The organism is Streptacidiphilus sp. MAP12-16 (assembly GCF_041262165.1).
In the GTDB taxonomy this organism is placed as follows: Bacteria; Actinomycetota; Actinomycetes; order Streptomycetales; family Streptomycetaceae; genus Streptacidiphilus.
In genome coordinates this window covers 297,629-324,080 of the sequence record NZ_JBGCBY010000009.1, presented here as the reverse complement: position 1 = coordinate 324,080, position 26,452 = coordinate 297,629, and the positions used below count along the sequence as shown (strand labels likewise).

The window sequence follows — 26,452 nt, the reverse complement described above, 5'->3', positions numbered from 1 at the left end:
TCGACCGCCGGTTGGTGGACCACCTCGCGGACGGCTTCCAGAAGACCGAGGCCATCGACCTCCGCAAGGACCCGCAGGCCCTGCAGCGGCTCTTCGAGGCGGCAGAGAAGGCCAAGACCGAGCTGAGCTCGGTCACCCAGACCCAGGTGAACCTGCCGTTCGTGACCGCGGACGCCTCCGGGCCGAAGCACCTGACCGAGACCGTCCGCCGCTCCACCTTCGAGCAGATCACCGCCGACCTGGTCGAGCGCTGCCTGGGCCCGGTGAAGCAGGCGATGGGCGACGCGAAGGTCACCGACAACGACATCGACGAGGTCATCCTGGTCGGCGGCTCGACCCGCATCCCGGCGGTGCAGGCGCTGGTACGGCGCCTGACCGGCGGCAAGGACCCCAACATGACCGTCAACCCGGACGAGGTGGTGGCGCTGGGCGCCGCCGTCCAGGCCGGTGTGCTCAAGGGCGAGGTCAAGGACGTCCTGCTGCTCGACGTCACCCCGCTGTCGCTGGGTGTGGAGACCGCGGGCGGCGTGATGACGAAGATCATCGAGCGGAACACCACCATCCCCGCCCGCCGCTCCGAGACCTTCTCCACGGCCGAGGACAACCAGCCGGCCGTGGACGTCGTGGTGCTGCAGGGCGAGCGGGAACTCGCCGCCGACAACCGGGTGCTCGGCCGCTTCCGGCTGGAGAACATCCGGCCCGCGCGGCGTGGGGAGACCCAGATCGAGGTCACCTTCGACATCGACGCGAACGGCATCCTCAAGGTCAGTGCCAAGGACAAGGACACCGGCGCCGAGCAGTCGATCACCATCAGCGAGGGCTCCAACCTGGACCCGGGCGAGGTCGAGCGGATGATCGCCGAGGCCGAGCGCAATCGTGCCTCGGACCAGGTGCTTCGCGAGGCCGTCGACGCCCGCAACGAGCTGGACGCGATCGCCTACCAGGTCGAGCGCCGGCTTGGCGAGCTCGGTGACGCGGCGCCGCAGCACGAGCGCGCCCGCGCCGAGCTGCTGGTCGAGGAGGCGCGCACGGCGGTCAAGGAGGAGGTGCCGGTCGACCGGGCCCGCAGCCTCGCCTCCGAGCTCCAGCAGGTCTTCGCCGGACTGGCCACCCACTCCGCCGGAGGGGCTCAGCCCGGAGCCCAGCCCGGTCCGGCGGCCGGCGGTGCCTCCCCGGGCGGGCCTTCGGGTGGCGACGACGATGTCATCGACGCCGAGTTCGACCGGGGCTGAGGCGCCATGTCGGAACACGAGCAGGCTCGACCTCCCAAGGAGGCGGCTCTGCCGGAGCCCTCGGAAAGGGACTCGCCGGCAGAGCAGGACCCGGTTGCGGCGGAGATCGAGGAGCTGGAGGACCGCTGGAAGCGTGCCCTCGCCGACCTGGACAACCTCCGTAAGCGCCACGCCCGCGAGCGGCCCCGCGAACTGGAGGCCGAGCGGGCCAGGGTCGCCGCGGCCTGGCTCCCGGTCCTGGACAACCTCGAACTGGCGCTCGCTCACGCGGGCGCCGACCCGGGGGCGATCGTCCAGGGCGTCCGGGCGGTCCGCGACCAGGCCGTCGAGGTGCTGAGAAGCCTCGGCTATCCGCGCCACGAGGAGACCGGCGTCCCCTTCGACCCCACGCTGCACGACGTGGTCTCCGTGGTCGACGCCCCGGAAACCGCACCGGGCACCGTCGTCCAGGTGCTGCGCCCCGGCTACGGCGAACCCGATCGCCAGCTGCGCCCGGCGGCCGTCGTGGTCAGCCGCAAGCAGGAATGAGGCCGCCATGGCACGCGACTACTACGAGGTGCTGGGCGTCCCGCGGACCGCCGACGCGAACGAGATCCAGCAGGCGTTCCGCACCCTGGCCCGCCGCCACCACCCGGACGTCAACCACGATCCCGCCGCCGAGGAGCGGTTCAAGGAGATCAACGAGGCCTACAGCGTGCTGTCCGATCCCGACACCCGGGCCCGGTACGACCGCTTCGGCGCCGACTTCCGGCAGATCCCCGAGGACTACGACCAGCGCGCCGCCGCCCAGGGCTTCGGCGGAGGCGGTCCCTCAGGCGGTCCGTACGGTGGCGGCCCCTTCCGCGGCAGCCGTGGTGCGGGCCGAGGAGGGCCCCAGGTCTGGACCGAAGGGGACTTCGACGCTTCCGGCATCGACTTCGAGGAGCTCTTCGGCGGCATGTTCGGCGGCCGCGCGGGCCGGGGTGCGGGCCGGGGTGCGGGTGGCCCGGTCCCGGGCGCCGACCAGGAGGCCGAACTCACTCTCACCGTGGAGGAGGCGTACCGGGGAGGTAGGCGGAAGATCAGCCTCGGCGGGCCCGGCGGTGAACGCAGCTACGACGTGAGCATCCCCGCCGGTGTGGTGGACGGCCAGCGGATCCGGCTCGCGGGCGAGGGCGGCCGGGGCCGCGGCCCCGGCCCCTCCGGCGATCTCTACCTTGCGGTCCGGATCGCCCCGCACCCGCGCTACCGCCTCTCCGGCCGCGACATCCAGGTCGACCTGCCCGTCACCCCGTGGGAGGCCGCGCTCGGGGCGACCGTCCCGGTCACCGCTCCGGGCGGTACCGCCAAGGTCCACGTCCCGCCGGGCACCTCCACCGGCCGCCGGCTGCGGCTGCGGGGCGAGGGAATGCCCAATCCCAAGGGTTCGCCCGGCGACCTCTACGCCGAGATCCGGGTGATGGTTCCGCCCTCGCCGACGCCGCGCGAACGCCAACTGTTCGAGGAGCTGGCCGCCGTCTCGACCTTCGACCCGAGGAAGCAGACATGAGAGCCCAACAGCGTCCTCCCACCGGAGCTGCCGAAAAGGCCGACACCGGTGCCCACTATGCGCTGGTGCGGATCTACCCGGCTGATCCCTACCGGCTGAGCCTGGACACCGTCGCCCTTCGCAGTGGCCTCGCGCCGGACCTGGTCCGCCGCTTCGTCGCGCTCGGGCTGGTGGACGCCCAGCGGGACGGCCTCGGCCGGCTCTGGTTCCGCGCCGGCGCCCCGGCGGCCATCGCCCGGGTCCAGCGGCTGCGGACCGGGCTGTCCCTCAACTACGCGGCCATCGGGCTGGTCCTCGACCTGCTCGACCGCATCGACCGACTGGAGACCGCGCTGCGTCGCAGTGAGCGATCCGCCGAGGAGCGACCCCCATGGACATGAGTCGCCTCACCCAGAAGAGCCAGGAAGCCCTCCAAGCAGCACAGAGCCTCGCGGTGCGGCTGGGCCAGAGCGAGGTCGACGGCGAGCATCTGCTGCTGGCCCTGCTCGACCAGCCGGACGGCCTGACGACCCGGCTGCTCGAGCAGGCCGGCGCCGACCCGGCCGCGTTGCGCTCGGCGGGCGAAGCCGATCTCGCGAAACGCCCGCGCACCACCGGCCCTGGCGCCGCGCCCGGCCAGCTGATGGTCACTCAGCGCCTCGCCCGCCTGCTCGACCGGGCCGAACAGGAGGCCAAGCGGCTCAAGGACGAGTACGTCTCGACCGAGCACCTGGTGCTCGCCCTGGTGGACGAGGGATCGTCCAGCGCGGCCGGCCGCCGGCTGGCGGAGCAGGGCGTCACCAAGCACAGCTTCCTCTCCGCGCTCACCCGGGTGCGCGGCAACCAGCGGGTCACCTCCGCCAATCCGGAAGCCGCCTACGAGGCGCTGGAGAAGTACGGCCGCGATCTGGTGGTGGAGGCCCGCACCGGCCGCCTCGACCCGGTCATCGGCCGGGACGCGGAGATCCGCCGGGTGATCCAGATCCTCAGCCGCAAGACCAAGAACAATCCCGTGCTGATCGGCGAACCCGGCGTGGGCAAGACCGCCATCGTCGAGGGCCTCGCCCAGCGGATCGTGCGCGGCGACGTCCCCGAAGGGCTGCGCGACAAGACCGTGTTCTCCCTCGACATGGGCTCGCTCGTCGCCGGGGCCAAGTTCCGCGGCGAGTTCGAGGAGCGGCTCAAGGCCGTCCTGGCCGACGTCAAGGGAGCCGAGGGCCGGATCCTGCTCTTCGTGGACGAGCTGCACACCGTCGTCGGCGCGGGCGCCGCCGAGGGCGCCATGGACGCCGGCAACATGCTCAAGCCGATGCTGGCCCGAGGCGAACTGCACATGATCGGCGCCACCACCCTGGACGAGTACCGCAAGCACATCGAGTCCGATGCCGCACTGGAACGCCGGTTCCAGACCGTCCTGGTGGACGAGCCGACGGTCGAGGACGCGATCTCGATCCTGCGCGGCATCCGCGAGCGCCTGGAGGTGTTCCACGGCGTCAAGATCCAGGACGGCGCGCTGGTCGCCGCAGCCACCCTCAGCCACCGCTACATCAGCGACCGCTTCCTGCCCGACAAGGCCATCGACCTGGTGGACGAGGCCTGCGCACGGATGCGCACCGAGATCGACTCAATGCCCGCCGAACTCGACGAACTCACCCGGCGGGCCACCCGCCTGGAGATCGAGGAGGCGGCGCTGGCCCAGGAGACCGACCCGGCCAGCCGGGCCCGCCTGGACGACCTGCGCCGCGAACTGGCGGACCTGCGCGGGGAGGTGGACGCCAAGCGCGCGCAGTGGGAGGCCGAGCGCCAGGCCATCCGCCGGGTCCAGGAAGTGCGCCAGGAGCTGGAACGCGCCCGACAGGAGGCCGAGGAGGCCGAGCGTGAGTACGACCTCAACCGCGCCGCCCAGCTGCGCTACGGCACCATCAGCGAGCTGGAGCGCCGCCTCGCCGCCGAGGAGGAGCAACTCGCCGCCAAACAGGGCGAGACCCGGCTCCTGCGCGAGGTCGTGACGGCCGACGAGATCGCCGAGATCGTCTCCGCCTGGACCGGCATCCCGGTCAGCCGGCTCCAGGAGGGCGAGCGGCAGAAGCTGCTCCGCCTGGACGAGATCCTGCGGGAGCGGGTCATCGGCCAGGACGAGGCCGTCCAGCTGGTCGCCGACGCGGTGATCCGGGCCCGCTCGGGCGTGCGCGACCCGCGCCGACCGATCGGGTCGTTCATCTTCCTTGGCCCCACCGGCGTCGGGAAGACCGAACTGGCCAAGACCCTCGCTGCCGCGCTCTTCGACAGCGAGAGCAACATGATCCGCCTCGACATGAGCGAGTACCAGGAGAAACACACCGTCAGCCGCCTCGTCGGAGCGCCCCCCGGGTACGTCGGCTACGAGGAGGGCGGCCAGCTCACCGAGGCGGTGCGCCGCAAGCCCTACTCCGTCGTCCTCTTCGACGAGATCGAGAAGGCCCACCCCGACGTCTTCAACACCCTGCTCCAGGTGCTCGACGACGGCAGGATCACCGACGCGCAGGGACGCACCGTCGACTTCCGCAACACGGTCGTCATCATGACCTCCAACCTCGGCTCCCAGTATCTGCTCCAGGACGCGACCGCCGCCGGCGAGATCAAACCCGAGGCACGGGATCTCGTGATGGGCGAGCTCAACAGCCACTTCCGTCCGGAATTCCTCAACCGCGTCGACGACATCGTGCTCTTCCATCCGCTAGGCCTCGCCCAGATCGAACGCATCGTCGACCTGCTCCTGGACGAGCTGCGCCGCCGCCTCGCCGAGCAGCGCATCAACCTCGTCCTGACCGAGGAGGCGCGCCACCTGATCGCGGCCGAGGGCTACGACCCGGTCTACGGGGCCCGGCCGTTGCGCCGCTTCATCTCGCACGAGGTCGAGACGAAGATCGGGCGTGCGCTGCTCGGCGGAGAGGTCCGCGATGGCGCGACCATCGTGGTCGACGCCCGGGACGGCGAACTGGTCGTCACCTTCCAGGACGATCCGCAGGAGTCCACATGAGTGCCATCACCGTCCGCTGCACCAACTGCGGCAAGACCAACCGGGTCCCCGCCGCCGCGCAGGGCCGCCCCAGGTGCGGCAACTGCCAGACCCCCCTGCCCTGGATCGCCGAGGCCGGCGACGCGGACTTCGCCGCGGTCGCCGAACAGGCGAGCCTGCCCGTCCTGGTGGACCTCTGGGCCACCTGGTGTGGCCCCTGCCGGATGGTCAGCCCCGCCCTCGAACGGGTCGCCACCGAACTGGCCGGCAGGATCAAGCTCGTCAAGGTGGACATCGACCGGTCACCAGCCCTGGCCCAGCGCTTCGAGGTGCAGGCGGTGCCCACCCTGCTGGTCCTCGACCACGGCCGGACCATCGCCCGCCAGGCGGGAGCCGCCCCCGCCCCCGCCTTGCGGCAATGGGTGGAGAAGGCCCTGACAGACAGCGTCCAGCACGCGTGACCGCACTCCCCGGAGGCTGCACGAACGGACTCCCCGGATGGCGGGGGTCCGGGGAGCGGCCGAGGGTGGTGGGGTGAGCGCGGGCGGTGCGCGGCGTCCCCGGACGCCTGGTCGGGTCCGCCAGAACAGATCCACTCGCCGGAACAGACTCTCTGGAGTGTGCACGCATGACGCCAGTGCCGCCGCTGGCGCTCGACGCCGAGCCGCAACCCGTCCTGACTCCGCTGACCAGCGCCGCGGTGTTCCTCGTGGTGACCATCGACCCGGGCGGCGAACCGATCGTCCGGGAGCTGCTGGCCGACCTCGCGGGACTTCAGCGGTCGGTCGGGTTCCGTGTGCCGATGGCCGGACTCGCATGCGTGACCAGTATCGGCTCGACGGCGTGGGACCGGTTGTTCGGCGGCCCGAAGCCGGCCGAACTCCATTCCTTTCGCGAGCTGGTCGGCGACCGGCACCGGGCCCCGGCGACGCCCGGCGACCTGCTCTTCCACATCCGGGCCCGGCGCATGGACCTGTGCTTCGAGTTGGCCCAGCAGATCACGAGCCGCCTGGTCGGGGCGGTCGCCGTCGTCGACGAAGTCCATGGATTCAAGTACTTCGACGAACGCGACCTGATCGGGTTCGTCGACGGAACCGAGAATCCGACCGGCCGCGCTGCGGAGCTCGCGGTGCTGATCGGAGCGGAGGACCCCGACTTCGCCGGGGGCAGCTACGTCGTCGTGCAGAAGTACCTGCACGATCTGGAGGCGTGGAGCCAGCTGCCGGTGGAGGAACAGGAGCGTGCGGTCGGCCGTACCAAACTGTCGGACATCGAGCTGGACGACGACGTCAAGCCGTCGAACTCGCACGTGGCTCTGACCACCGTCATCGGGCCGGACGGCTCCCAGCAGCAGATCCTGCGCCACAACATGCCCTTCGGCGCCGTCGGGCGGGGCGAGTTCGGCACGTACTTCATCGGCTACTCCCGCACACCCGCGGTGACCGAGCAGATGCTGCAGAACATGTTCCTCGGCAGCCCGCCCGGCAACCACGACCGGATCCTCGACTTCTCCACCGCGACAACCGGCGGGCTCTTCTTCACCCCCACCGCCGACTTCCTGGCTAACCTGCCGGACCTCCCGGCGACACCCGCCGCGCCCGAAGCCCTGTCGGTGTCGCCAGGGTCCACGGGTTCCCTCGGTATCGGCAGCCTGAAAAGGAGCACATCCTGATGGACAACCTGCACCGAGAACTCGCGCCCGTCTCGGCCGAGGCCTGGAGCCAGATCGAGGAGGAGGCGCGGCGCACGTTTGTCCTGCATGTGGCCGCGCGCCGGGTCCTGGACCTGATCGGGCCCGAAGGCACGGAGCTGGCCGCCGCCGGGACCGGTCACCTGCATGAGATCCAGCCTCCGGCCGAGGGCGTGGTCGCCAGCCTGCGGCAGGCGCAGCCGCTGGTCGAACTGCGGGTGCCGTTCACCGTCACCCGCAGTGCTGTCGACGACGTCGCGCGTGGTGCGAAGGATTCGGACTGGCAGCCGGTCAAGGCCGCTGCCAGGAGTATGGCGCTGGCCGAGGACGGGGCGGTGTTCGACGGATTTCCCGCGGCGGGCATCACCGGGCTGAGAAAGAGCTCGTCCAATCCGCCGCTGGTGCTGCCCGCCGACGTCCGCGAGTACCCCAACGCCGTCAGCCGCGCACTGACCGCCCTGCGGCTGGCCGGGGTGGGCGGCCCGTACTCGTTGCTGCTCGGGGCCGACGCCTTCACAGCGGTCAACGAGACCTCCGACTACGGGTATCCGGTGCACAGCCACCTGGCCAGGCTGCTGGACGGGGAGATCGTCTGGGCACCGGCCCTGGACGGCGCGGTCCTGCTGTCGGCCCGCGGCGGAGACTTCGAGCTGCGCCTCGGGCAGGACCTGAGCATCGGGTATCTGTCCCACGACGCGCAGAACATCCAGCTCTACCTGCAGGAGTCGCTGACGTTCCTGACCTACACCGACGAGGCTGTCGTGGCCCTGGCCCACGCTTAGACCGACCGGCAAATGGAGGGCGGCGTCGCGGGCCGATGGCTCTCGCCCAGACGGCTTCTCCTCAGTCGCCAGGGCTCCGCCATGGCTCCTTCGTCGGCACCGCCTGGACTCGGCCCTCGACCCGCTCCTTCTCCCACCCTCCATTTGCCGGTCGGTCTTGGGCATCTCACGGTCAGCCACCGATCGCCTGCGGCGTCGCCCACAGAGCCACCACGGCCGCCACCAGCGTGGCGGGTCGGTCAACAGGCCCAGGCGGGTGACGACGACAGTTCTTGATCCCTTGGCGTCACTCGTCCGGGTGGGCGGAGAAGATCTCCCGCACCTCGCGGACGGCGTAGTACACCAGGACGTAGCCGGCGGCCGGGTCGGCCCACCACCAGCCGAGCGCCGAGTTCAGGACCAGCCCGAGCAGGACCGCTGTGGCGAGCAGTCCGTCGACGAAGGTGACCCGGCCTTCGGTCCTCAGGACGGGGTTGTCCAGGGCGGCGCCGGTGCGGGCCTTGCCCGCGGCCAGGGCGAACATCACTGCCGCGGTGATCGCGGTCCACACGATGCCGAGGGTGGAGTGGTGCGGGCGGTAGCCGGAGACCAGCGCCAGCGTGGACTGGACCAGCAGGTACAGCGCCAGGGCGGCGAAGGCGTAGCCGATCAGCCGTAGGCCCCTGCGCTGCCGGTCCTCGCCGCTGCCGGACAGTTCCCAGATCACGACGGTGGAGGCGCCGATCTCGATCAGGGAGTCCAGGCCGAAGCCGGCCAGGGCGACGGAGCGGGCGCTGACGGCGCCGACGGCGAGCACCGCGATGCCCACCACGTTCCAGCCGAGCGTGCTGTATTCGAGCGCGAAGCCGCGCTTGAGCAGGGCTTCTCGGGTCGTTGTCTTCTCGATGGTCACCGCAGCAGTGTGCCAAACCGGTCCCGGGCCGGTCGGCTCACTGCTCGCCGAGCGCCATCCATTTCTGCGGCGTCGTCAGCGGCGCGAAGCCCACCTTGGCGTACACCGCGTGGGCGTCCGCGGTGGCCAGCAGGATGCGGCGCAGACCGTAGGGGGCGAGGTGGTCCCGCACAGCGGCGGCCAAGGCCGTACCGAGACCCTTGCCGCGCGCGGCGGGTGCGACGTACACGTCGCAGAGCCAGGCGAAGGTGGCCAGGTCGGTGACCACGCGGGCGTAGCCGAGCTGGGCGTCGGACGCGGTGTCGTAGACGCCGAAGTTGAGCGAGCCGGCGATGGCCAGATCCTGCTTCTCGCGACCACGGCCGAGCGCCCAGTAGGCGTCCTGCGACAGCCACTGGTGGATCAGCGCGGCATCGAGGCGCGCGCGGTCGGTGGAGATCTCGTAGCCGTCCGGCAGGTGAGTGTTCATGCCCGGATCCAAGCAGTCAGGGCTGCTGACGTGCCAACGGATATCGTCTCGGACGTCACCGGGACAGTGCGCGCCGGTATGGACACGCACGACACGGCCGCAGATCCAGCAGCGGTTCCAGGCTTCTCGTTTACTCGGCGCCGATTCGGTAAGTCGCCGGACAGGGATGCGCGTTGGGACCAGCGCGCGGCGAGACACCCGAACAGCGGGAAGAGGAACGCATGTTGATCACATGGGTCGTGGTGGCAGCCGTCGTCCTGGTCGCCGCGCCGGCACTGGCGGTCATGCAGCCGCGTCTGCGCAGCCGGCGCCTGCAACGGCAGTTCGGCTCGGAGTACCACCGGTCGGTGGCCCAGCACGAGGGTAATGCCAAGGCGGCGGAGCGGGACCTGGAGCACCGGATCAGGCGCGCCAAGGAGATCGAGGTACGACCGCTGGACGCCGCCGCGCGCGAGCGCTTCCTCGCCCAGTGGGCCACGCTGCAGGAGCAGTTCGTCGATGCGCCGGCGAAGGCCGTCCTCGATGCCGACGCACTGCTGACCACGTTGCTGCGGGACCTGGGCTACCCGGACGACGATCACTACGCAGCGCTGTCGGTGCGCCACGCGCAGGCCCGGGAGGGCTACCGCTCCTCCCGCGCCGCAGCAGAACGCGCTCAGGGCGGCAGCGCCAGCACCGAGGAACTGCGCGAGGCGTTCGTACGGGCCCGCGAGACCTTCGACGTACTCGTGCGCGATGACGCCGCAGCGGAGGCGCGTACGAACCGTACGAACGAGACGACTGAGAGGACGAATCGATGAATGACCGCAGGTTCGCCGCGCCCGGCGAGAACCTCCAGGGCCGCGCGCTCCGCGAGAACGAGCCCTCGGAGCAGGTGGCGGCCGCTGAGGTGGCTGCTGAGGAACCTGCTGAGGTGGCTGCGCAGCCCGAGGAGGCAGCCCCGGTGGCCGATTCCTCGGCGTCCGAACCGGACCGGGGCGATCCGCGCAACCCGGCGGTGTCCCAATTCGGCGCTACCCAGCGGCTCTTCCAGGAATCGGCGACCGAGAAACTGCGCGACCGCTGGCGGACCATCCAGGGCGATTTCGTGGACGACCCGCGCCACGCCGTCGAGGAGGCCGCGAGCCTGGTCGAGCAGGTCGCCAGGCAACTGGCCGAGTCGGTCTCGGCACGTCAGGGCGAGTTGCGCGACCGATGGGACACCAGCCGCTCCGCCGGCAGCGCCGCGCACGACGCCGGCGTGTCCACCGAGGCGATGCGGATCGCCCTGCAGGAGTACCGCCGGCTGCTGAACCGCCTGCTCGAGGTCTGAAACGGGCGGAAGAGCGCCCCAACCGGTAGGAGCCGAGGGCTGATCCGCAGCCGAAGGGAGCCGCGGCCATCGACAACGCCCTGGTCGATCGTCTTCGGCAGCTACGGTGGGCCGCTACCAGTGCAACCTCACCGCCTGCCGCCCGGGCAGGGGCCCGCGCCCGCTGCCCTCGGCGCACCCGCGAGAACGCACGAGCCGTGGCGCCTCAACCCTCGGAGGCGAGGCGGTCCAGCCACTCCCTCAGCAAATGCTGCTCCGCGCCGCTGAGCGTCGTCTGTTCGGGCAGCGTGGCGCGCAGGGCCCGGGCGGCGCTGGCCGGGCCCGCGTCCGGCACGGCCGGCTCCTGGTTGGTTACGGCGGCGACCATGGCCTCCCGCAGAGCGGTCAACAGGGCCGGATTGCGCCGGTCTTCGGGCAGGGACAGCCAGGTGAGCACCGCGCCGCGCGCTGTGGCGTGGATGAGCGTGGCCGCAAGCTCCTCGTCAACGCGGAGCCAGCCGCCCGCGGCGAGGCGCCGGATACGGCCCATCAGGATCTCGATGCCGGCCTTGAAGGCGGCCGACGTGGCCCTTGTGGGCTCGCTGTACATCAGCGTGTACAGGGCGGGATTGGCCAGACCGAACTCGACTGCCAGGTCCCAGCCCGCCCGTAGGTCCTCGATGAGGTCCTGCGGGTCGGGGTCGACGTGCTTGGCCGCGAGAAACGTGGCGAAGCCATGCTCGGCGACCGCATCGAGTAGCCCGTTCTTGTCGCCGAACAGCCGGTAGATGGCCGGTGGCTGCATGCCTGCCGCCACCGCGACCGCGCGGGTGGTGACGGCGTCACGGCCCTCGCGCGTCAGCAGGTCGGCGGCTGCCTCGATGACGCGTTGTCGGGTCTGCTCACGGCCTCCGGCTGCGGGGTCGGAGTCGGCGGCGGCAGTGTCGTTCCTGACGCGTGAAGGTGGCGGCATATATCGACGATACAGCACATGTGTTTCCGTCGTTAGTATCAGTGATACCCTGATTCTGATTCCACTGGAACTAGATCGCCGGAGCGCAACATGATCATCGTGACCGGAGCCGCCGGACAGCTCGGACGCCAGATCGTCGAACGGCTGCTGACCCGCGTGCCTGCGGGCCAGGTCGGCGTCAGCGTCCGCGTCCCGCTCGAGGCACAAGCGTTCGCCGACCAAGGGGTACGGGTGCGGCAAGGCAGCTTCACCGACGCCGACAGCCTCGCCCACGCCTTCGAGGACGCCTCCCAGGTGCTGATCGTTTCTGTCGACAGGATGGGCGAAGAGGCCGTGCAGCAGCACCGTGTGGCGATCGACGCGGCCGTCGCGGCCGGTGCTCGACGCGTCCTCTACACCAGCCACATGGGCGCCAGCGCCTCGTCGGAGTTCCAGCCCTGCCGCGACCACGCGGCCACCGAGGAGGCGCTGCGCGCCTCCGGTGTGCCGTTCACCTCGCTGCGCAACGGCTTCTACGCCGCCAGCGCGGTGCAGTTCCTCGGTCACGCCATGCAGTCCGGCCAGGTCGTGCTCCCGGCAGACGGACCGGTCAGCTGGACCGCCCACGCCGACCTCGCCGACGCAGCCGCCGCCATCCTGGCCGACGAGGGCCGCATCGACGGGCCCACGCCCCCGCTCACCGCAGCGCAGGCGTTGACCTTCGACGACATCGCTCGCATCGCCACCGACGTCACCGGCCGCACCATCACCAGGACCACCGCACCGGACGAGCAGTTTCGGCAGCAACTGGTGGGCGGCGGCGTCCCTGCCGAGACGGCAGGCCAACTGCTCGGCATCTTCGCAGCCAGTCGCGCAGGCGAATTCGCGGCCGTCGACTCGACGCTGGAAACCTTGCTCGGCCGCGAACCCATCGCCCTGAGCACGGTCCTGCGCGAGCAACTGCCCGAAACGGCGGCGGATCGCGGTGGCCGAACGGCTGGCGCGCGCGGCGTTGGAGGGTAGTCGCAGGGTGGGGGTGCCGGGCCATTGACGGATGCGCCGCGGAGATCGCGGGTAGGCGCGGTTCGGGTAGGCGCGGTTGCAGAGTGACGCGCCCGAACAGGGCGCGCCCCGCGTCGTGCTTTCCCGCCACAGGCATCCGCGGTGCGGCGGACCGGCTGCGAGGTGCCCACACCTTGCGGGGCGGCATCGAGGCAGCCCTGGAACTGATCAGGGTTCAGGGCTGAGCCCCCGGGCGTGAATCGAACGCTCCCACTACCCGGCTGCGGGACTTCCGGATCCGACGGTCAGGAGGATCTCGTGGTCGGGCCCTCGGAGTTCCATCCGTGAGGGTGGGGTGCGTTCGCGGGTGACGAAGTGGTCGCGGATGCGGGTCAGTGCCGCCGGCAGCGCTGCTTCGGTGTCCGCCGACACCGGGCCCTTCTGGAGCCAGTGCACGCACAGCGTCCAGCTGCCCTCGGATGCGACCTCGACCGGTCGGGTCGGTTCCGCGGACACGGCGATGCCGTCCAGCACGGCCAAGATGACGGCCATGTCCTGAGGGTCGATGCGTCCGGGGTCCTGCTCCACCAGAACTTCACTCATGCCCTGCTTCTGCCCGGTCACTGAGGTCTCAGACGCCCCACCGAGCCGGAATCGCGCGCCAACGTGTTTTGGTCGGCGCAGACCCACGCGGAGTCGAACGGTGGTTCCGGCGGCGGCGTCCGACACGTGGTCGCCGACCTCGACCGGGTCAAGGGTCGCCACACCGCGAACACGCACGGCGGATTGGTACGGGCGGGCCCGTAGTGGCAGTATCGAATCTATGTTCGATACGCACCCTGCTCCAAACCGCTCACTCCACCAGGAGACTCCGGCCGACTGGCCAGTCCTGCTGGCGCGCGCGGTTCCTCCTCTGGTCACCGATCCATGTTCGACGCGGCGTCGTGACGTCCTGGTCGCGATGCGCGACGGGAGCTGGGAAGAAGGCGTGGTCTGGGCGTGGTCGTGGAACGCCGCAGGGCGGCCGGTCCAGTGGCGCTGCCAAGTGGAGCTGGGCGGCCATGTGAGCTGGTACGTCCACGACGGCCGGCTGATGCGGATCGCCGATCCCTGGCCCCGCCGCCTGGCATGATCGGCGCGACGGGCCCCGGGTTCGGCGGTGGCCACCGTTCAGGACCGCCGTCATCGCCGCCGCGCCTCCTCCCGCTGAGCCATTGGGACGCCCGCAGTGTCGTTGCTTGTGTCGCCGCGAGCTCAGCGTGGGAATAGTCGAGGAATGCGTGGTGTGAGTGGTGCGGTCACGGGGCTGGCCAAGCGTCGCAGGAACCCCGTCGTGGAACAGACGGTGCGGGCGACGGTGGCGGCCACGATCTCCTTCGCCGTCGCGGAGCGCCTCAGCAGTGAACCGGCCCCGCTGACCGCGCCGCTGACCGCGCTGCTGGTCGTCCAGGTCACCCTGTACTCGACGCTCACCACCAGCATCCGTCGCGTCAACGCCGTCGTGATCGGGGTCCTGATCGCCATCGGGTTCAGCTCCGTGACGGGGCTGTCGTGGTGGAGCCTGGGCCTGATCATTCTCGCTGCCCTGACCGTCGGGCGTTTCGTACGGGTCGACGAGTTCGTCAGTGAGGTCGCGATCAGCGCGATGCTCGTGCTCGGGGTGACCCGACTCGCGTCCCAGGCCTGGGACCGGGTGCTGGAGACGTTGATCGGCGCCGGGGTGGGTCTGCTGTTCAACTTCCTGTTCGCTCCTCCAGTCTGGGTGGACACCGCGGGGGAGTCCCTCGAGGACCTCGCCCGACGCGGGCGCCATCTGCTGCTGGGTATCGCGGAGGAGCTGGACAGACCGTCTGAGGTCGGACGCTCTGCCGCCCGGCTGCACGAGGCCCGCAGGCTGGACCAGGACATCGCCGCCGTCGACGCTTCACTGCGGCAGGCGGAGGACAGCCTGCGGCTGAATCCCAGGACCCCGGAGGGCCTCCTGTCCCGTCTGGTTCTCCGTACGGGGCTGGACACCCTCGAGATCTGCGTGGTCGTGGTGCGCGTCCTGGCCCGCTCGCTGACCGACCTCGCCAAGCGACGGGACCAGGGGGAGCCGCTGTTCCCCCGTGAGGTCGCGCTCGCGCTGGAAGAGCTGTTCGCCCATATCGGCGCAGCCCTGGTCAGCTTCGCCGTGCTGGTGACGGCGCAGGCCAGCAGCAACGCCGAGGAGGCCGAGTCCCGCTTGGCCACGGAGCTTTCCGCTGCGGGGGCCAGTCGGGAGAAGGTGGCTGACATGCTGCTGGACCGGGTCCAGGAGCGCCCCCATGCGTGGCAGCTGTACGGCTCGCTGCTGGCAGAAGTCGACCGCATCCTCGACGAGCTGGACCTGGAGCACCGGTCGCGGCGACTCATGGAGGAGCTGGACCGTGTCTCCGCGCTCAAGAGTGCGAGGTTCAACCGCCTCGGCAACCTGAGGCGGTTCGCCCGCGGCGAGCACCTTCGCTTCCGCCGCCGTAGGTGAGGCTGCTGGACGGCCGGCCGAGGGGCCAAGCCGCGGACCGGCTGCCCTCCGCTGCGTCTCAATCGTAGTAGTGCCGCTCGCGGATGATCTCCTCGCCTTCCATCGGGCCTCCGACGGGCGGGCGGCGGCGACGGTACATGCCGACGGTCGCGAGTGTGCCGATGAGTCCTGCGGCCATCAGGATCACCCCCACCACGTGGATGTTCATCCCTGACACATGCCAGTTCACGCCGAACGTCAGAATCGCGCCCAGCGCGAAGATGCCGATGCAACCGCCTATCCCCATGTCCCTGCCCTCTCCTTCGTGACGGGTCACTACAACTCGCTGCTTGCGCGCCTGCCCGCCCTCGCCGCGTTCACGCGTCGTCCGCCTGCGTGAGCGCCCGCTCGAGCCTCGAGCGGGCCGGGAACAACGTGTGTACCGTCAGCACCGCTCCGTCGCCCTTCTCCTCGTCCATCGCGACGACGCAACTGCCGGGCGTACCGGAGAGCAGCGCGCAGGCCCACGACGGCCCGACGCCTTCGCGCAGCCGCACGGGCCGGAACCGGCCCCGGGTGGGTCGCCCGCGCAGCGCCGCCGCGAGTTGACCGGCGGGCCCGGCTGTGGGCTGCGCGGCCCGGTGCACTGTCCACGCACCCACCGCCGCGAGCCCCGACACCCCGGCGCCCACGCAGAGTTCCAGCGCGGAAAGGGTGCTGATGAACACCACGTACAGCAGGAACAGCAGCACCCACCAGGCTACGAGTTCGACGGCGATGCGGGGTCCGCCGGGCGGTCGGACACATGCTGTGTCGCGTCGGGAGCGGGGCACCGGAACCTCCTGGCTCTGCGGTCCGGACCGAGGACCGCGCTGCGGGTCGGGGGCGCTGTCGCAGGGCGTCTGCCCAGCGCGCCGGATGTAAACCCGGATGTGAACGCGGCGCTCCCGAACCGGGTTCACCCGGCGCGCAGCGGTGAGCCGCCCGTCCGATGGAGGCCGTTGCGTCCATGAACGTATCCGACCGGGCGCGGCGAGCCGCGGAAGAGCCGGGTGTCGGGGCCGCCTTCGGCCGGGCGGGTGACGTCGACGGCCTGCTGCAGCACGGAACGGTTCCACCGGCGGTCGGACGGGGAAGGCGAGGGGCAACGAGATATGGGGCGATGACGATGATGCAGGAAGTTCCCCCGGTGCCGTGCGTGCCCGGGGCCCCTAGTTGGGTGAGTTTGCTGACCCCGGACGTGGCAGCAGCACAGGCCTTCTACGGGCCGCTCCTGGGCTGGAGCTTCGAAACCGTTTCCGAGCCGACGGGCCCGTACGCGTACGCCCTCACCCGCGCCACCAAGGTCGCCGGCATCGCTGCCCTGCCCGAACGATGGCAGTTCCCGGCCACCTGGACCACGTTCTTCGGGGTGACCGACATCGCCGCCGCCGCGCGCCGGGTGGGTGAGCGCGCGGGCACGGTGGGCATCGGACCCATGGACTTCACCGGCGGACGCCTGGCGATCGCCACCGACCCCGGCGGCGCGGCCTTCGGCCTGTGGCAGGGCACGGCCGGACCTGCTCGCCACCTGCGCCTGCCCGGCGCACCCAACTGGGTGGAGCTCAGCACCGAAGACGCGTTCGGCGCCGCCATGTTCTACGGCAGCGTGCTGGACTGGGACCACCTCGGTCCCGAGCAACTGGAGGTCCACTGGGAGCACGAACGCGTCGTGGTGCGCGTGCAGGGGCACAACGTCGCTGCTCTGCGCACTGTCAAGGCCGTCGACGGGGAGGAGACCGCACACTGGCACATCTCCTTCGCAGTGGACGACGTCGAGTCCGCGACCGCACACGCTCAGCGGTTGGGCGGCCGGATCATCACCCCGCCGGCCCCGTCGCCCTACGGCCCCACCGCCTCCGTGCGCGATCCCCACGGCGCCCGGTTCTCGCTCATCGCCCCGCTCTGACTGGGCTCGCGCGGGCGGTTGCTTGCCAGTAGTGGTTGGACCCGCGAGGCAATGTCCCGCACGCGGGTGCCGGGGTCCTGCGAGATCGCGGCGAGCACGCGGGCATGGTTGGTCAGGAAGGTCCAACCGCCATGTGGTTCAACAGACGGTGTCAAGGGCCGGGCGGTGCGACCACTTCGGCCCAGACGGACTTGCCGGTGCCGTCCTCGTGCACGGTCACGCCCCAGCGGCGGGCGAGGCGGTCGATCACGTACAGGCCGTGGCCTCCGGGGCCTGCGAGGTCCTGCGGGGTGCGCGGTCGGGGGCGATTGGTGCTGGCGTCGTGCACCTCGACCCTGATCAGGCCGGCCGAGCCGCGCAGTTGGAGCGAGGTCGGGCCTCCGGCGTGCAGGCAGGCGTTGGTGACCAGCTCGGAGACCACGAGGAGCACGTCGTCGGCCGACGCCTGCCGGTCGGGGTCGCCGGTGGCGGGGAGCCAGCCCCAGTCACGCAGGCCGTCGCGGGCGAAGTCCCGACATCGGCCGACCACGCCCTTGCTGCCGAACAGCGCCAGCCGGCGGATCTGGCCGTCCGGGACCCGGCCGTCCGCGGAAGCCCGCGGCAGCGCGCCGTTGCGGGTGGAGCGTTGGTGAGGCTGGCTCGAGTTCATCCGACCTCATCCCTTCGCGGGGTCCTGCGGCGCTGGGGGCGCCCGGTGATTCGTTCGTACGCCTGCCCGCGCCGGAGCTCCGAACACCCCGCCGTCCCTGCGAATCGGAACACTAGGAGCGCACCGCCTCGTCAACGGTCGAGTAGATCTCGAAGACCGCGTCCACACCGGTGAGCTCAAACAGTCGGCTGATGGTGGAGTGCAGCTCGGCGAGACTGATCCTGGTGCCGGACGACTCGGCCTTCGATCGCGTGGCGAGCAGCAGATTGAGGCCGGTGGAGTCGCAGAAGCTCAACTCGCGGCAGTCCACGAGGATCCATGGCGCTTCAGCACTGAGGCAGATGTCGAGTCGCTCGCGCAGCACGTCCGCCGTGTCGTGGTCCAGCTCGCCGACGGGTGCGACGACGACCGCAGAACCGAGATCCCTGACCTCTACCGTCAGCCGTCCCGCGGCGACCGCTGGGATCTGCACCGGTTCGTTCGAGCTGGATGCATCGGCGGCAGTGCCGTCCATGACTCTCCTTCGTGGTCTGCCGTCCCCACCAGGGGAGGGTCGTCTGCAGGGAACGCCGGTCGGTGCGGACATCGTTCGGTGCAGACACTATGCCGAAAGGCTGTGCCTCGACAGCTGCCTCGACAGCTGCCTCGAGGCGCGACGGCGACAGCAGGGCGCTCGCGGTCCACCAGCGCGCCGTTTCGTGGACATCGCCAAGTTCCCCCTTCCGGTAGGACCGGTAGGACCGGTAGGACCAACGACCACGCGTGGGCCGGCTCGCTGAGGGTGAGGTCGCAGCGCGCCGGCCCTCAGGCCGTAGACGTCCGTCTCAGCCTGGTGGGACAGCGCAGGATGCGACAGCCACGAAAGACGGCCCGGCGATGCCGCGATGACCCCGACCACCACACTTCCACCTCCCGGCACATCGACCGCAGGCTCGCCGTGCCGCAGCACGATCCCGCCCTTGAAATACAAATCGACTTCATCGACGGGGTTCGAAAGCGAGGGGAACCCGTGCCCGGGGTCAGTCCTCTGCGAGGAGGCCGGTGCGCAGGCGTTGCAGGATGTGTGCGAGCAGCCGGGAGACGTGCATCTGGGAGACGCCCAGGGCTTCGCCGATCTGGTGTTGGGTCATGTCGGCGCCGAAGCGCATGGAGAGAATCGCGCGGTCGCGCTCGGGCAGGCCCGCGATCAGCGGTTTGAGTGTCTCGTGATGCAGCACCGCCTCGAAGGCCGGGTCGTCGACCAGCAGATGGTCCACGATGGTGGGCGCGCCGTCGTCCTCGTAGCCGCTGGTGGCGTCCAGGGAATGCGGAGTGTAGGCGTTTCCCGCGGTCATGCCCTCGATGACCTCCGCCTCGGTCAGGTCCAGGTGGGCGGCGAAGTCGGCGGGGGTGGGGGAGTGGTCCAGTTGCTGTTCCAGCTCGTCGCCGGCCTTGGCCAGCGCAAGGCGCAGTTCCTGCAGGCGGCGCGGCACGTGGACCATCCAGCTGGTGTCGCGGAAGAAACGCTTGATCTCACCGCTGATCGTGGGCAGCGCGAAGGTGGTGAACTCCACGTCGAAGTCGAGGTCGAACCGGTCGATGGCCTTGATCAGGCCGATCGTGCCGACCTGGATGATGTCCTCGATGGGCTCGCTGCGGGTGCGGTACCTACGGGCTGCGAACTTCACCAGCGACAGGTTGAGCTCGATCAGCGTGCCCCGGACGTAGGAGTACTCGGCGGTGCCCTCTTCCGCCTCGCGCAGCCTGGCGAACAGGGCCTTGGACAGGGCCCGGGCGTCGGCGGGGGAGCAGGCGGAGGGGTTGTCGATCTTCTCGATCTGGAAGACCTGCTCAGCTGGACGTTGCGCCTCGGTCCGTGCGGCGGTCTGGACCGTTCGGGTTCGAGCGTCAGTCGAAGCCGTGAGTTGCGGGGACATGATGCTCCCTCTTCCTCCGTGCATCGTGAGCGGGATTCGTGGTCGGTGCGTACTCCGCCAGGTCCCCTACCCTCCATCGGCCGGACTATGGTCGCGCTTACCAAACCCTTACTTTTCTCGGTTGACGCGTGGTGTCGCCCATCGTCGGCCGAGGTGTCAACGGTGCAGTTCAGGGCAGCCGAGCAGTAACGGTCAGCGACAGCGTTTCGCCGGACTCCAGGAGGAAGGCCATGAGCAGCGCCCGCACGGACGTCCGTGAAACCCACGACGGTGCATCGGCCTCAGCGTCATGAACCCGGTGGAGCGCGCGCTCCGCGCCGTGGACCGGGCACAGCAGCGGGGGCGGGTCTCGGCATTCGTCTTCGGCGTCGTGAAGAAGTTCGGCGACGACCGGGGCGGCCAGCTCGCCGCGCTGGTCACCTACTACGGATTCGCCGCCGTCTTCCCGTTGTTGCTGCTGCTCACCACAGGCCTCGGCTTCGTGCTTCACGGCAACCAGAGCGCCCAGCGCGCGGTACTGCACTCGGCGCTGGCCGACTTCCCGATCATCGGCAGCCAGTTGAGTCAGAACGTGCACTCGTTGCAGGGCGCCGGCATCGCCGTGGTCATCGGCACCCTCGGCCTGCTCTACGGAGCGCTGGGCGTCACTCAGGCCCTGCAGTTCGCGATGGCCCAGGTGTGGAACATCCCTGGCGTGGAGCGCCCGGGATTCCTCCCCCGGCTGGGGCGCGGCCTGCTGCTGTTCGTAGCGCTCGGCCTGGGTCTGCTGCTCAGCACGGCCACCGCCGCGCTGGCCGGCTTCCTCGCGCACGGTGCACTGGCCGTCGCCGGTGCCCTGGTCGCCTCGGCGGCGGTGAACACCGGCCTCTACCTGCTCTGCTTCCGGATCCTGACCCCGGAGGAGGTGCAATTTGGGGACCTTCTTCCGGGATGCTTGGTGGCCGGTCCCGCCTGGACCGTCCTGCAGAGCTTCGGCGGCTATCTGGTGGCCCATCAACTGCGGCACGCCACCCAGGTCTATGGTTTCTTCGGCACCGTCCTGGGTTTGATCTCCTGGCTCTATCTGAGTGCGCAGATCACCGTGTACGCGGCGGAGGCCAATGTGGTGCGGGCCAGGCGGCTGTGGCCGCGCGGCCTGATGCAGCCACCGCTGACTCGGGCCGACCGCCAGGTCCTGGCGGCGCTGGTGAAGCAGGAGGAACGCCGCCCCGAGCAGCGGGTGCAGAACGTGTTCACCGACGATGACCCCGAAGCCGGCGGCACAGCCTGAGAGGCCGCCCGATCGCGGAGACGGGCGTATCGATCCCCGGTCGCCGGGTGGGCGCCCACTGACTCGCCGCGCCCTGGTCCGGACCGCGATGCCGCCGGCACACGTTTCATCCGCCGTGCACGGGTAAGGCGATCGATGTGGCCGACCGGCGGACCTTGGCCCCCGTGGTCCCGGCGGCCCTGTGCGGAAGGATCCCGGTTCCCCCGTCGGGATCCTTCCGCACGTCACCCGAAAGGCCGGGTCGGATGACGCGGCGGAGAGAATGTGCGCCAGCTGCCTGGTCCAACTCGCCTGCCGGCGCTACGCCCTTCATGCCGGGGGAGTCCTACGGGGCGTGGGGCGGCCTGACCGAGGACGAGCGATAGGGCGGCCGCGGCACCGTCTCGCGGCGTCACGCCAGTTGAGCCGTCCTCACGCGGGCACGTCGGACTCGCTGGTGGTCTAGCCGTACCAGAGCGTGGTGATGTTGCAGAACTCGCGGATCCCGTGCGCGGACAGCTCCCGGCCGTACCCGGAACGCTTCACGCCGCCGAACGGCAGGGCCGGGTGTGAGGCGGTCATGCCGTTGAAGAAGACGCCGCCCGCCTGCAGGTCCCGTTCCAGGATCCGCTGCTCGGTGCGGTCCCGGGTCCAGGCGTTGGAACTGAGGCCAAAGGGCGTCGCGTTGGCCAGCTCCACGGCCTCGTTGAGGCTGCCGACCTGGTAGAGGGTGGCGACTGGACCGAAGCACTCCTCGCGGTGGATGCGCATTCCGCTGGCGATACCGGTGAGCACCGTCGGCTCGTAGAACCAGCCATCGCGGCGGTCAGTAGGCCGCTGCCCTCCGCACTGTGCTTTCGCGCCTTGCCGCAGGGCATCCTCGACCAGTGCCTCCAGATCCGCCCGACCGCTCTCGCTGGCCAACGGCCCGATCTCGGTAGCCTCGTCCAGCGGGTCACCGACACGCAGCGCGGACATACGTTCGACGAAGGCTGCCGCGAAGGGCTCGTACACGTCGCTGTGGACGATGAAGCGCTTGGCCGCGATGCACGACTGCCCGTTGTTCTGCACCCGGGCCGTGACCGCCACCTGTGCGGCGCGTTCCACGTCGGCCGAGGGCAGCACCAGGAACGGGTCGCTGCCGCCCAGTTCCAGGACGCTCTTCTTCACCTCGTCGCTCGCTACGGCGGCGACAGCGCGGCCTGCCGCCTCACTGCCGGTGAGCGTCACTGCCGCCACCCGCCGGTCGCGCACGATGCCCTCGATCGCGTCCGACCCCACCAGCAGGGTCTGGAAGCACCCCTGCGGGTATCCGGCCCGGGTGAACAACTGCTCCAGCAACAGGGCGGTGCGCGGCACGTTGGACGCGTGCTTGAGCAGCGCCACGTTGCCCGCCATGAGTGCGGGGGCAGCGAAGCGGACCACCTGCCACAGTGGGAAGTTCCAGGGCATCACCGCGAGCACCGGCCCCAGTGGCCGGTACCGCACCACGACCGCCGACGCGCCGGCGTCGGCGACGTCAGCGGGATCGATGTGTTCGTCGGCGAGCAGGCCTTCAGCGTGTGCGGCGAACCAGCGCATGGCCTTGGCGCACTTGGCCACCTCGGCACGGGCCTGCCCGATCGGCTTGCCCATCTCCAGGGTGATCGTGCGAGCGGTCTCCTCGCCGCCGGAGTCCAGCAGGTCCGCGGCGGCACGAAGCCGGGCGGCGCGCTCGGCGTAGCCGGTGGTCCGGTAGTCGGCGAACGCCGCGGCCGCCCGTGTCAGGCGCTCCTCGACACCCTGGGCGTCGAGCGGTTCAAAGGTCTCGAGGATTTCCCCTGTGGCGGGGTTGACAGTTGCGATAGGCATACCGGCAGTCTCCCTTCGTTCCTGTGAGGTTGCCTGCCCTGCCTCGAAGGAATTGACGCACATCCTGCGGGACGTCTTCGGCTTACCGCGGCGTTGCTCCCTGTCGCCGGCGCTGCACCCATGAATGCTTCTACCCCACCGCCGACCGACACGACCACCGCCCCACAGCCTGATCAGCGACCTTCCCCCGGTGAGAACTACACCCTGCTTCGTTTCAGCCGCCCAGCTTGACCGCACGGTGTACGTCGTCGGCGTAGGCCTCGGGCTGTTCCCAGGCTGCGAAGTGGCCGCCGGCAGGGTGTTCCACATAGTCGCAAACGTTCAGGAACGCCTCGGCGTAACTTCGCGGCTCCGGTTTGATGTCGCGTGGGAACACGGAGAGCACGGTCGGCGTGTCGATCCGGTCAGGGAGGGTGACCGGTTCGACATACGTGGCGAAAGAGGTGCCGATCGTGCCGGTGACCCAGTAGGCGGTGACCCAGGTGAGAAGCTCGTCCGGGGTGAAGGCGGACTCGTCGGACCAGGACTCCAGTTTCTCGACGATCCACGCCGCGAGGCCGGCGGGTGAGTCACCGAGGGCGACGGCGAGCGTGTTCGGCCGTGTCGACTGCTCCGCGATGTACCCGCCCTCGGTCCGGAACCACTGCGCCGACCGGCGGAGGTAGGCCGCCGCGTCGGGCGCGAGCTTCGCCGGGTCCGCCGTGAGCGCACGCTGCGGGGCAGTGTTCGTGAGGTGCAGGGCAGCCACCCGGTCCGGGTGTTCGGCTGCGAGGATTTCCGCGACGGTGCCACCCACGTCGCCACCGGACACCGTGTATCGCGAGTAACCGAGCTCATCCAGAGCGTCCGCGAGGATCCCGGCGATCCGGTTGACCGACATACCGGGAATGGTGAGCGGGGCCGCGAACGGGAAGCCCGGCAGGGCGGGAACCACCACGTGCATGTCTGTGAGCAAAGGCAGGACGCGCTCGAACCGCAGCACCGAGTCCGGCCAGCCGTGCAGCAGCACGACAACCGGGGCGCCGGGATCCGCAGACCGCTGGTGGATCACACGCAGGTCGGTGTCGCCTGCCTGCACCGTCACCCAGGGGAACTCGCCGATGCGGCGCTCGTGCACGCCCCAGTCGTACCCGTTCGCCCAGCGTTCGAGCAGTTCGTCGAGGTGGGTGCCGCGGATGCCGCGTGACCCGTCGTCACTCCACGGGGTCGTTACACGCCGCGTCCGCTGGAGTCGTTCACGCATCTCGTCGTTCATGTGTATCAGCGTACACATGATGTGTATGCTCGTACACATGACTTTGCGCAATGCGGCCGCAACCAGGCAGCGGATCCTGGAGCACGCGCGACACCAGTTCGCCCAGCACGGGTACACGGCGATCACGGTCAAAGGCGTGGCCGACGCGGCCGGCGTGTCGCCCAACCTCATCACGCGCTACTTCGGCGGCAAGGACGGCCTCTTCCTGGCGGCAACCCGGGTGGAGATCCCGGTCTCCAACTCCTTCGACGGCGAGCGTTCCGCGCTGGGTTCACGCCTCGCGGCGAGCATCGTCCAGCGCTGGTTCGGCGCACCCGGGGAGGACCCGCTGCTCGTACTGCAACGCGCGTCCGGCGAACGCCCGGAGGCGGCGGAGGCGCTGGCCGCCTTCCTCGATACGAACTCGCTCGAGCCGCTGCACCGCTACCTGCGCGAGGGCGGCCTGGACGACGCGGACGCCCGCGGCCGGGCCGCGGCTATCGACGCCTTCGTGCTCGGCGTCTCGACTCGCCGCCGGGTCCTGCGTTCCGAGCTCGGCGACCCCGCTGCTCTCCAGGCCTGGCTGAGCACCACCATCCAACGCCTCGCCGACGGGTGATGCGTCGGCACGGTGCTCCGGCTGCCGCGGGGTGATCAGCCGACGAGGTAGGAGAGAAGGTATCCCGCTCCCATGGCGATCAGAGCTGCCACAACCACTGCCAGCCATCGCAGGCGGTTCATCGGGAATCTCCTTGGACGTATGGTTCTGCGGGGTCCGGCCCGCGAAGCGATCTTCCGATCAGGACTGCCCGCGACGGACGCCCTTCTCGACCCGCTCGCCCAGGTCCTTGTCCACGTTGCCCAAGTACCAGAAGGCGCGCTCCAGCACCGGCTCGGTGACGCCGTTGAGCAGTTGCCCGATGATGTTGCTGACCAGCCGGTCCCTGGCGGCGTCGTCCATCACATCGCGGACCAGCGTGCCGGCCTGGCCCCAGTCGTCATCCTCGGCGTGCTGGACGTAGGCAGCGCGCATGATCTCGCCGTCGGCGTACCAGCTCGCGGGCTTGTAGTGCTCATCGTCCGCCTGCGGGCCGCCCTTGGAGTTCGGCCAGTACACCGGGTCGGTCCGGTTCACCATCCGCATCGCCCCGTCCTTGCTGTAGGTGTTGACAGGCGCGATGGGTGCGTTGACCGGGATCTGCTCGTAGTTCACGCCGAGCCGGGCCCGGTGCGCGTCGGAGTAGGAGAACAGCCGGGCCAGAAGCATGCGGTCCGGGCTCGGCCCGATCCCTGGCACCAGGTTGTTCGGCTGGAAGGCGGCCTGCTCGATCTCGGTGTGGTTGTCGGTGGGGTTGCGGTCGAGGGTCAGCTTGCCCACCTCGACCAGCGGGTAGTCCGAGTGCGGCCACACCTTGGTCAGGTCGAACGGGTTGAACCGGTAGGTCTTGGCCTCCTCGAACGGCATGATCTGCATGTGCAGCGTCCAGCTCGGGTGCTCGCCGCGCTGGATCGCCTCGTACAGATCCTTGGTGTGATAGTCGGGGACGGTCCCGGCCAGCCGATCGCCCTCGTCCTGGGTGAAGAACTCGATGCCCTGGTCGGTCTTGAAGTGGTACTTCACCCAGAACCGCTGGTCCTGAGCATTGATCCACATGTAGGTGTGGCTGCTGTAGCCGTTCATGTGCCGCCAGGTCCGCGGGAAGCCGCGGTCGCCCATCAGCCAGATCACCTGGTGCGCGGTCTCAGGCAACAGGGTCCAGAAGTCCCACTGCATGTCGTTGTCGCGCAGGTTGTTGTCGGCGCGGCGCTTCTGGGAGCGGATGAAGTTCTGGAAATGCAGCGGGTCCTTGACGAAGAAGACCGGCGTGTCGTTGCCGACCATGTCGTAGTTTCCCTCGCTGGTGTAGAACTTCAGCGAGAAGCCGCGCAGGTCCCGCCACATGTCAGGGCTGCCTCGCTCCCCGGCAACGGTGGAGAACCTGGCGACCATCCGGGTGGTGGTCCCAAGCTGGAACAGCGCCGCCTTGGTGTAGGCGCTGACATCATTGGTGACCTCGAACCGGCCGAACGCGCCGCTGCCCTTGGCATGCGGCTGGCGCTCCGTTATGCGCTCCCGGTTGAAGGTGGCCATCTGCTCGATCAGGTAGCTGTCCTGCAGCAGGATCGGGCCATCGGGACCGACGGTCAGCGAATACGCGTCGCTCTCGATCGGAATGCCGGAATCTGTCGTCTGGGTCGGCTCGGGCTGTACGTCGTTCATACGTGTGTCTCCTTGCAGGCCGCTAACGGTGGGGTCGAGCGACACAGC

At 70.0% G+C, this 26,452-nt stretch carries 29 protein-coding genes; 16 read left to right on the top strand and 13 right to left on the bottom strand.

From position 1 onward, the window contains the following. From ABIA33_RS15220 to ABIA33_RS15185, 8 genes are all read left to right on the top strand, one after another. The coding region (locus ABIA33_RS15220) for an Hsp70 family protein (protein WP_370081584.1) at positions 1 to 1,232 on the top strand (1,232 nt) is incomplete at its 5' end. Positions 1,233 to 1,238: 6 nt separating this feature from the next. Continuing rightward, positions 1,239 to 1,760: a nucleotide exchange factor GrpE gene (locus ABIA33_RS15215; protein WP_370081582.1), complete on the top strand. Its 522-nt coding sequence runs from the start codon at positions 1,239 to 1,241 to the stop codon at positions 1,758 to 1,760. A 7-nt stretch (positions 1,761 to 1,767) separates the two neighbouring features. Next, the gene (locus ABIA33_RS15210) at positions 1,768 to 2,760 is read left to right on the top strand and encodes a DnaJ C-terminal domain-containing protein (protein ID WP_370081580.1); all 993 of its coding nucleotides are present in this window, start codon (positions 1,768 to 1,770) and stop codon (positions 2,758 to 2,760) included. Then, positions 2,757 to 3,140 (top strand): chaperone modulator CbpM, encoded by a 384-nt coding sequence (locus ABIA33_RS15205; protein ID WP_370081578.1) that lies wholly within the window; start codon positions 2,757 to 2,759, stop codon positions 3,138 to 3,140. The genes ABIA33_RS15210 and ABIA33_RS15205 overlap by 4 nt, the downstream gene beginning before the upstream one ends. Beyond that, the gene (gene clpB, locus ABIA33_RS15200; RefSeq protein WP_370081576.1) at positions 3,131 to 5,758 is read left to right on the top strand and encodes an ATP-dependent chaperone ClpB; all 2,628 of its coding nucleotides are present in this window, start codon (positions 3,131 to 3,133) and stop codon (positions 5,756 to 5,758) included. Before ABIA33_RS15205 ends, clpB begins: the two co-directional genes overlap by 10 nt. Continuing rightward, complete coding sequence (trxA, locus tag ABIA33_RS15195) at positions 5,755 to 6,198, top strand: thioredoxin (RefSeq protein ID WP_370081574.1); 444 nt, start codon at positions 5,755 to 5,757, stop codon at positions 6,196 to 6,198. The genes clpB and trxA overlap by 4 nt, the downstream gene beginning before the upstream one ends. Before the next feature lie 167 nt (positions 6,199 to 6,365). Further along, entirely contained in the window at positions 6,366 to 7,409 is a 1,044-nt protein-coding gene (locus tag ABIA33_RS15190; protein ID WP_370081572.1) for a Dyp-type peroxidase, read from the top strand. Continuing rightward, entirely contained in the window at positions 7,409 to 8,209 is an 801-nt protein-coding gene (locus ABIA33_RS15185) for a family 1 encapsulin nanocompartment shell protein (RefSeq protein ID WP_370081570.1), read from the top strand. The genes ABIA33_RS15190 and ABIA33_RS15185 overlap by 1 nt, the downstream gene beginning before the upstream one ends. A gap of 286 nt (positions 8,210 to 8,495) precedes the next feature. On the opposite strand, the gene ABIA33_RS15180 is transcribed toward ABIA33_RS15185, so the two are convergent. Both ABIA33_RS15180 and ABIA33_RS15175 read right to left on the bottom strand, forming a co-directional pair. Continuing rightward, entirely contained in the window at positions 8,496 to 9,101 is a 606-nt protein-coding gene (locus ABIA33_RS15180) for a cation transporter (RefSeq protein ID WP_370081568.1), read from the bottom strand. Between the two features lie 37 nt (positions 9,102 to 9,138). Then, entirely contained in the window at positions 9,139 to 9,570 is a 432-nt protein-coding gene (locus ABIA33_RS15175) for a GNAT family N-acetyltransferase (RefSeq protein ID WP_370081566.1), read from the bottom strand. A 221-nt stretch (positions 9,571 to 9,791) separates the two neighbouring features. Here ABIA33_RS15175 and ABIA33_RS15170 point away from each other — a divergent pair, with 221 nt between their 5' ends. Both ABIA33_RS15170 and ABIA33_RS15165 read left to right on the top strand, forming a co-directional pair. Beyond that, the gene (locus tag ABIA33_RS15170) at positions 9,792 to 10,370 is read left to right on the top strand and encodes a hypothetical protein (protein ID WP_370081564.1); all 579 of its coding nucleotides are present in this window, start codon (positions 9,792 to 9,794) and stop codon (positions 10,368 to 10,370) included. Further along, positions 10,367 to 10,882 carry a hypothetical protein gene (locus tag ABIA33_RS15165; protein WP_370081562.1) on the top strand — a complete coding sequence of 172 codons (516 nt, stop codon included), beginning with the start codon at positions 10,367 to 10,369 and terminating at the stop codon, positions 10,880 to 10,882. The genes ABIA33_RS15170 and ABIA33_RS15165 overlap by 4 nt, the downstream gene beginning before the upstream one ends. Positions 10,883 to 11,087: 205 nt before the next feature. On the opposite strand, the gene ABIA33_RS15160 is transcribed toward ABIA33_RS15165, so the two are convergent. Beyond that, positions 11,088 to 11,834, bottom strand: coding sequence for a TetR/AcrR family transcriptional regulator (locus ABIA33_RS15160; RefSeq protein WP_370081560.1), 747 nt, complete (start codon positions 11,832 to 11,834; stop codon positions 11,088 to 11,090). A gap of 90 nt (positions 11,835 to 11,924) precedes the next feature. On the opposite strand from ABIA33_RS15160, the gene ABIA33_RS15155 reads away from it, so the two are divergent. Continuing rightward, positions 11,925 to 12,836 carry an NmrA family NAD(P)-binding protein gene (locus tag ABIA33_RS15155; protein WP_370081558.1) on the top strand — a complete coding sequence of 304 codons (912 nt, stop codon included), beginning with the start codon at positions 11,925 to 11,927 and terminating at the stop codon, positions 12,834 to 12,836. Between the two features lie 252 nt (positions 12,837 to 13,088). Here the strand turns inward: ABIA33_RS15155 and ABIA33_RS15150 are convergent, their stop codons facing one another. Next, positions 13,089 to 13,418 (bottom strand): hypothetical protein, encoded by a 330-nt coding sequence (locus ABIA33_RS15150; protein ID WP_370081556.1) that lies wholly within the window; start codon positions 13,416 to 13,418, stop codon positions 13,089 to 13,091. Between the two features lie 358 nt (positions 13,419 to 13,776). Between ABIA33_RS15150 and ABIA33_RS15145 the strand changes: the two genes are divergently transcribed. Both ABIA33_RS15145 and ABIA33_RS15140 read left to right on the top strand, forming a co-directional pair. Continuing rightward, the gene (locus ABIA33_RS15145) at positions 13,777 to 13,947 is read left to right on the top strand and encodes a hypothetical protein (protein ID WP_370081554.1); all 171 of its coding nucleotides are present in this window, start codon (positions 13,777 to 13,779) and stop codon (positions 13,945 to 13,947) included. Between the two features lie 144 nt (positions 13,948 to 14,091). After that, a complete protein-coding gene (locus ABIA33_RS15140; protein ID WP_370081552.1) occupies positions 14,092 to 15,318 on the top strand; it encodes an aromatic acid exporter family protein in 1,227 nt (408 codons plus the stop codon). A 58-nt stretch (positions 15,319 to 15,376) separates the two neighbouring features. Here the strand turns inward: ABIA33_RS15140 and ABIA33_RS15135 are convergent, their stop codons facing one another. The 3 genes from ABIA33_RS15135 to ABIA33_RS15125 form a co-directional block, all read right to left on the bottom strand. Beyond that, positions 15,377 to 15,634, bottom strand: coding sequence for a hypothetical protein (locus tag ABIA33_RS15135; protein ID WP_370081550.1), 258 nt, complete (start codon positions 15,632 to 15,634; stop codon positions 15,377 to 15,379). Positions 15,635 to 15,674: 40 nt separating this feature from the next. Then, entirely contained in the window at positions 15,675 to 16,130 is a 456-nt protein-coding gene (locus tag ABIA33_RS15130; RefSeq protein ID WP_370081548.1) for a hypothetical protein, read from the bottom strand. Positions 16,131 to 16,255: 125 nt separating this feature from the next. After that, positions 16,256 to 16,402, bottom strand: a complete 147-nt coding sequence (locus ABIA33_RS15125) for a hypothetical protein (RefSeq protein ID WP_370081546.1) — start codon at positions 16,400 to 16,402, stop codon at positions 16,256 to 16,258. A 114-nt stretch (positions 16,403 to 16,516) separates the two neighbouring features. On the opposite strand from ABIA33_RS15125, the gene ABIA33_RS15120 reads away from it, so the two are divergent. Next, positions 16,517 to 17,245 carry a VOC family protein gene (locus ABIA33_RS15120; protein WP_370081544.1) on the top strand — a complete coding sequence of 243 codons (729 nt, stop codon included), beginning with the start codon at positions 16,517 to 16,519 and terminating at the stop codon, positions 17,243 to 17,245. A 151-nt stretch (positions 17,246 to 17,396) separates the two neighbouring features. Here ABIA33_RS15120 and ABIA33_RS15115 read toward each other — a convergent pair whose 3' ends face one another. The 3 genes from ABIA33_RS15115 to ABIA33_RS15105 form a co-directional block, all read right to left on the bottom strand. Beyond that, on the bottom strand, positions 17,397 to 17,894 hold the full coding sequence (locus tag ABIA33_RS15115; protein ID WP_370081542.1) for an ATP-binding protein: 498 nt from the start codon (positions 17,892 to 17,894) through the stop codon (positions 17,397 to 17,399). A 112-nt stretch (positions 17,895 to 18,006) separates the two neighbouring features. After that, positions 18,007 to 18,408: an STAS domain-containing protein gene (locus tag ABIA33_RS15110; protein WP_370081540.1), complete on the bottom strand. Its 402-nt coding sequence runs from the start codon at positions 18,406 to 18,408 to the stop codon at positions 18,007 to 18,009. Positions 18,409 to 18,913: 505 nt separating this feature from the next. Beyond that, on the bottom strand, positions 18,914 to 19,810 hold the full coding sequence (locus tag ABIA33_RS15105) for an RNA polymerase sigma factor SigF (RefSeq protein ID WP_370081538.1): 897 nt from the start codon (positions 19,808 to 19,810) through the stop codon (positions 18,914 to 18,916). A 289-nt stretch (positions 19,811 to 20,099) separates the two neighbouring features. On the opposite strand from ABIA33_RS15105, the gene ABIA33_RS15100 reads away from it, so the two are divergent. Further along, positions 20,100 to 21,080 (top strand): YihY/virulence factor BrkB family protein, encoded by a 981-nt coding sequence (locus tag ABIA33_RS15100; protein WP_370081536.1) that lies wholly within the window; start codon positions 20,100 to 20,102, stop codon positions 21,078 to 21,080. Positions 21,081 to 21,521: 441 nt separating this feature from the next. Here the strand turns inward: ABIA33_RS15100 and ABIA33_RS15095 are convergent, their stop codons facing one another. Both ABIA33_RS15095 and ABIA33_RS15090 read right to left on the bottom strand, forming a co-directional pair. Next, positions 21,522 to 22,910: an NADP-dependent succinic semialdehyde dehydrogenase gene (locus ABIA33_RS15095; protein WP_370081534.1), complete on the bottom strand. Its 1,389-nt coding sequence runs from the start codon at positions 22,908 to 22,910 to the stop codon at positions 21,522 to 21,524. A gap of 214 nt (positions 22,911 to 23,124) precedes the next feature. Further along, positions 23,125 to 24,165, bottom strand: a complete 1,041-nt coding sequence (locus ABIA33_RS15090) for an epoxide hydrolase family protein (RefSeq protein ID WP_370081532.1) — start codon at positions 24,163 to 24,165, stop codon at positions 23,125 to 23,127. A gap of 37 nt (positions 24,166 to 24,202) precedes the next feature. Here ABIA33_RS15090 and ABIA33_RS15085 point away from each other — a divergent pair, with 37 nt between their 5' ends. Next, on the top strand, positions 24,203 to 24,763 hold the full coding sequence (locus ABIA33_RS15085) for a TetR/AcrR family transcriptional regulator (RefSeq protein WP_370081530.1): 561 nt from the start codon (positions 24,203 to 24,205) through the stop codon (positions 24,761 to 24,763). Positions 24,764 to 24,943: 180 nt separating this feature from the next. Here ABIA33_RS15085 and ABIA33_RS15080 read toward each other — a convergent pair whose 3' ends face one another. Next, positions 24,944 to 26,404 carry a catalase gene (locus tag ABIA33_RS15080; protein WP_370081528.1) on the bottom strand — a complete coding sequence of 487 codons (1,461 nt, stop codon included), beginning with the start codon at positions 26,402 to 26,404 and terminating at the stop codon, positions 24,944 to 24,946. Positions 26,405 to 26,452: the final 48 nt, after the last annotated feature.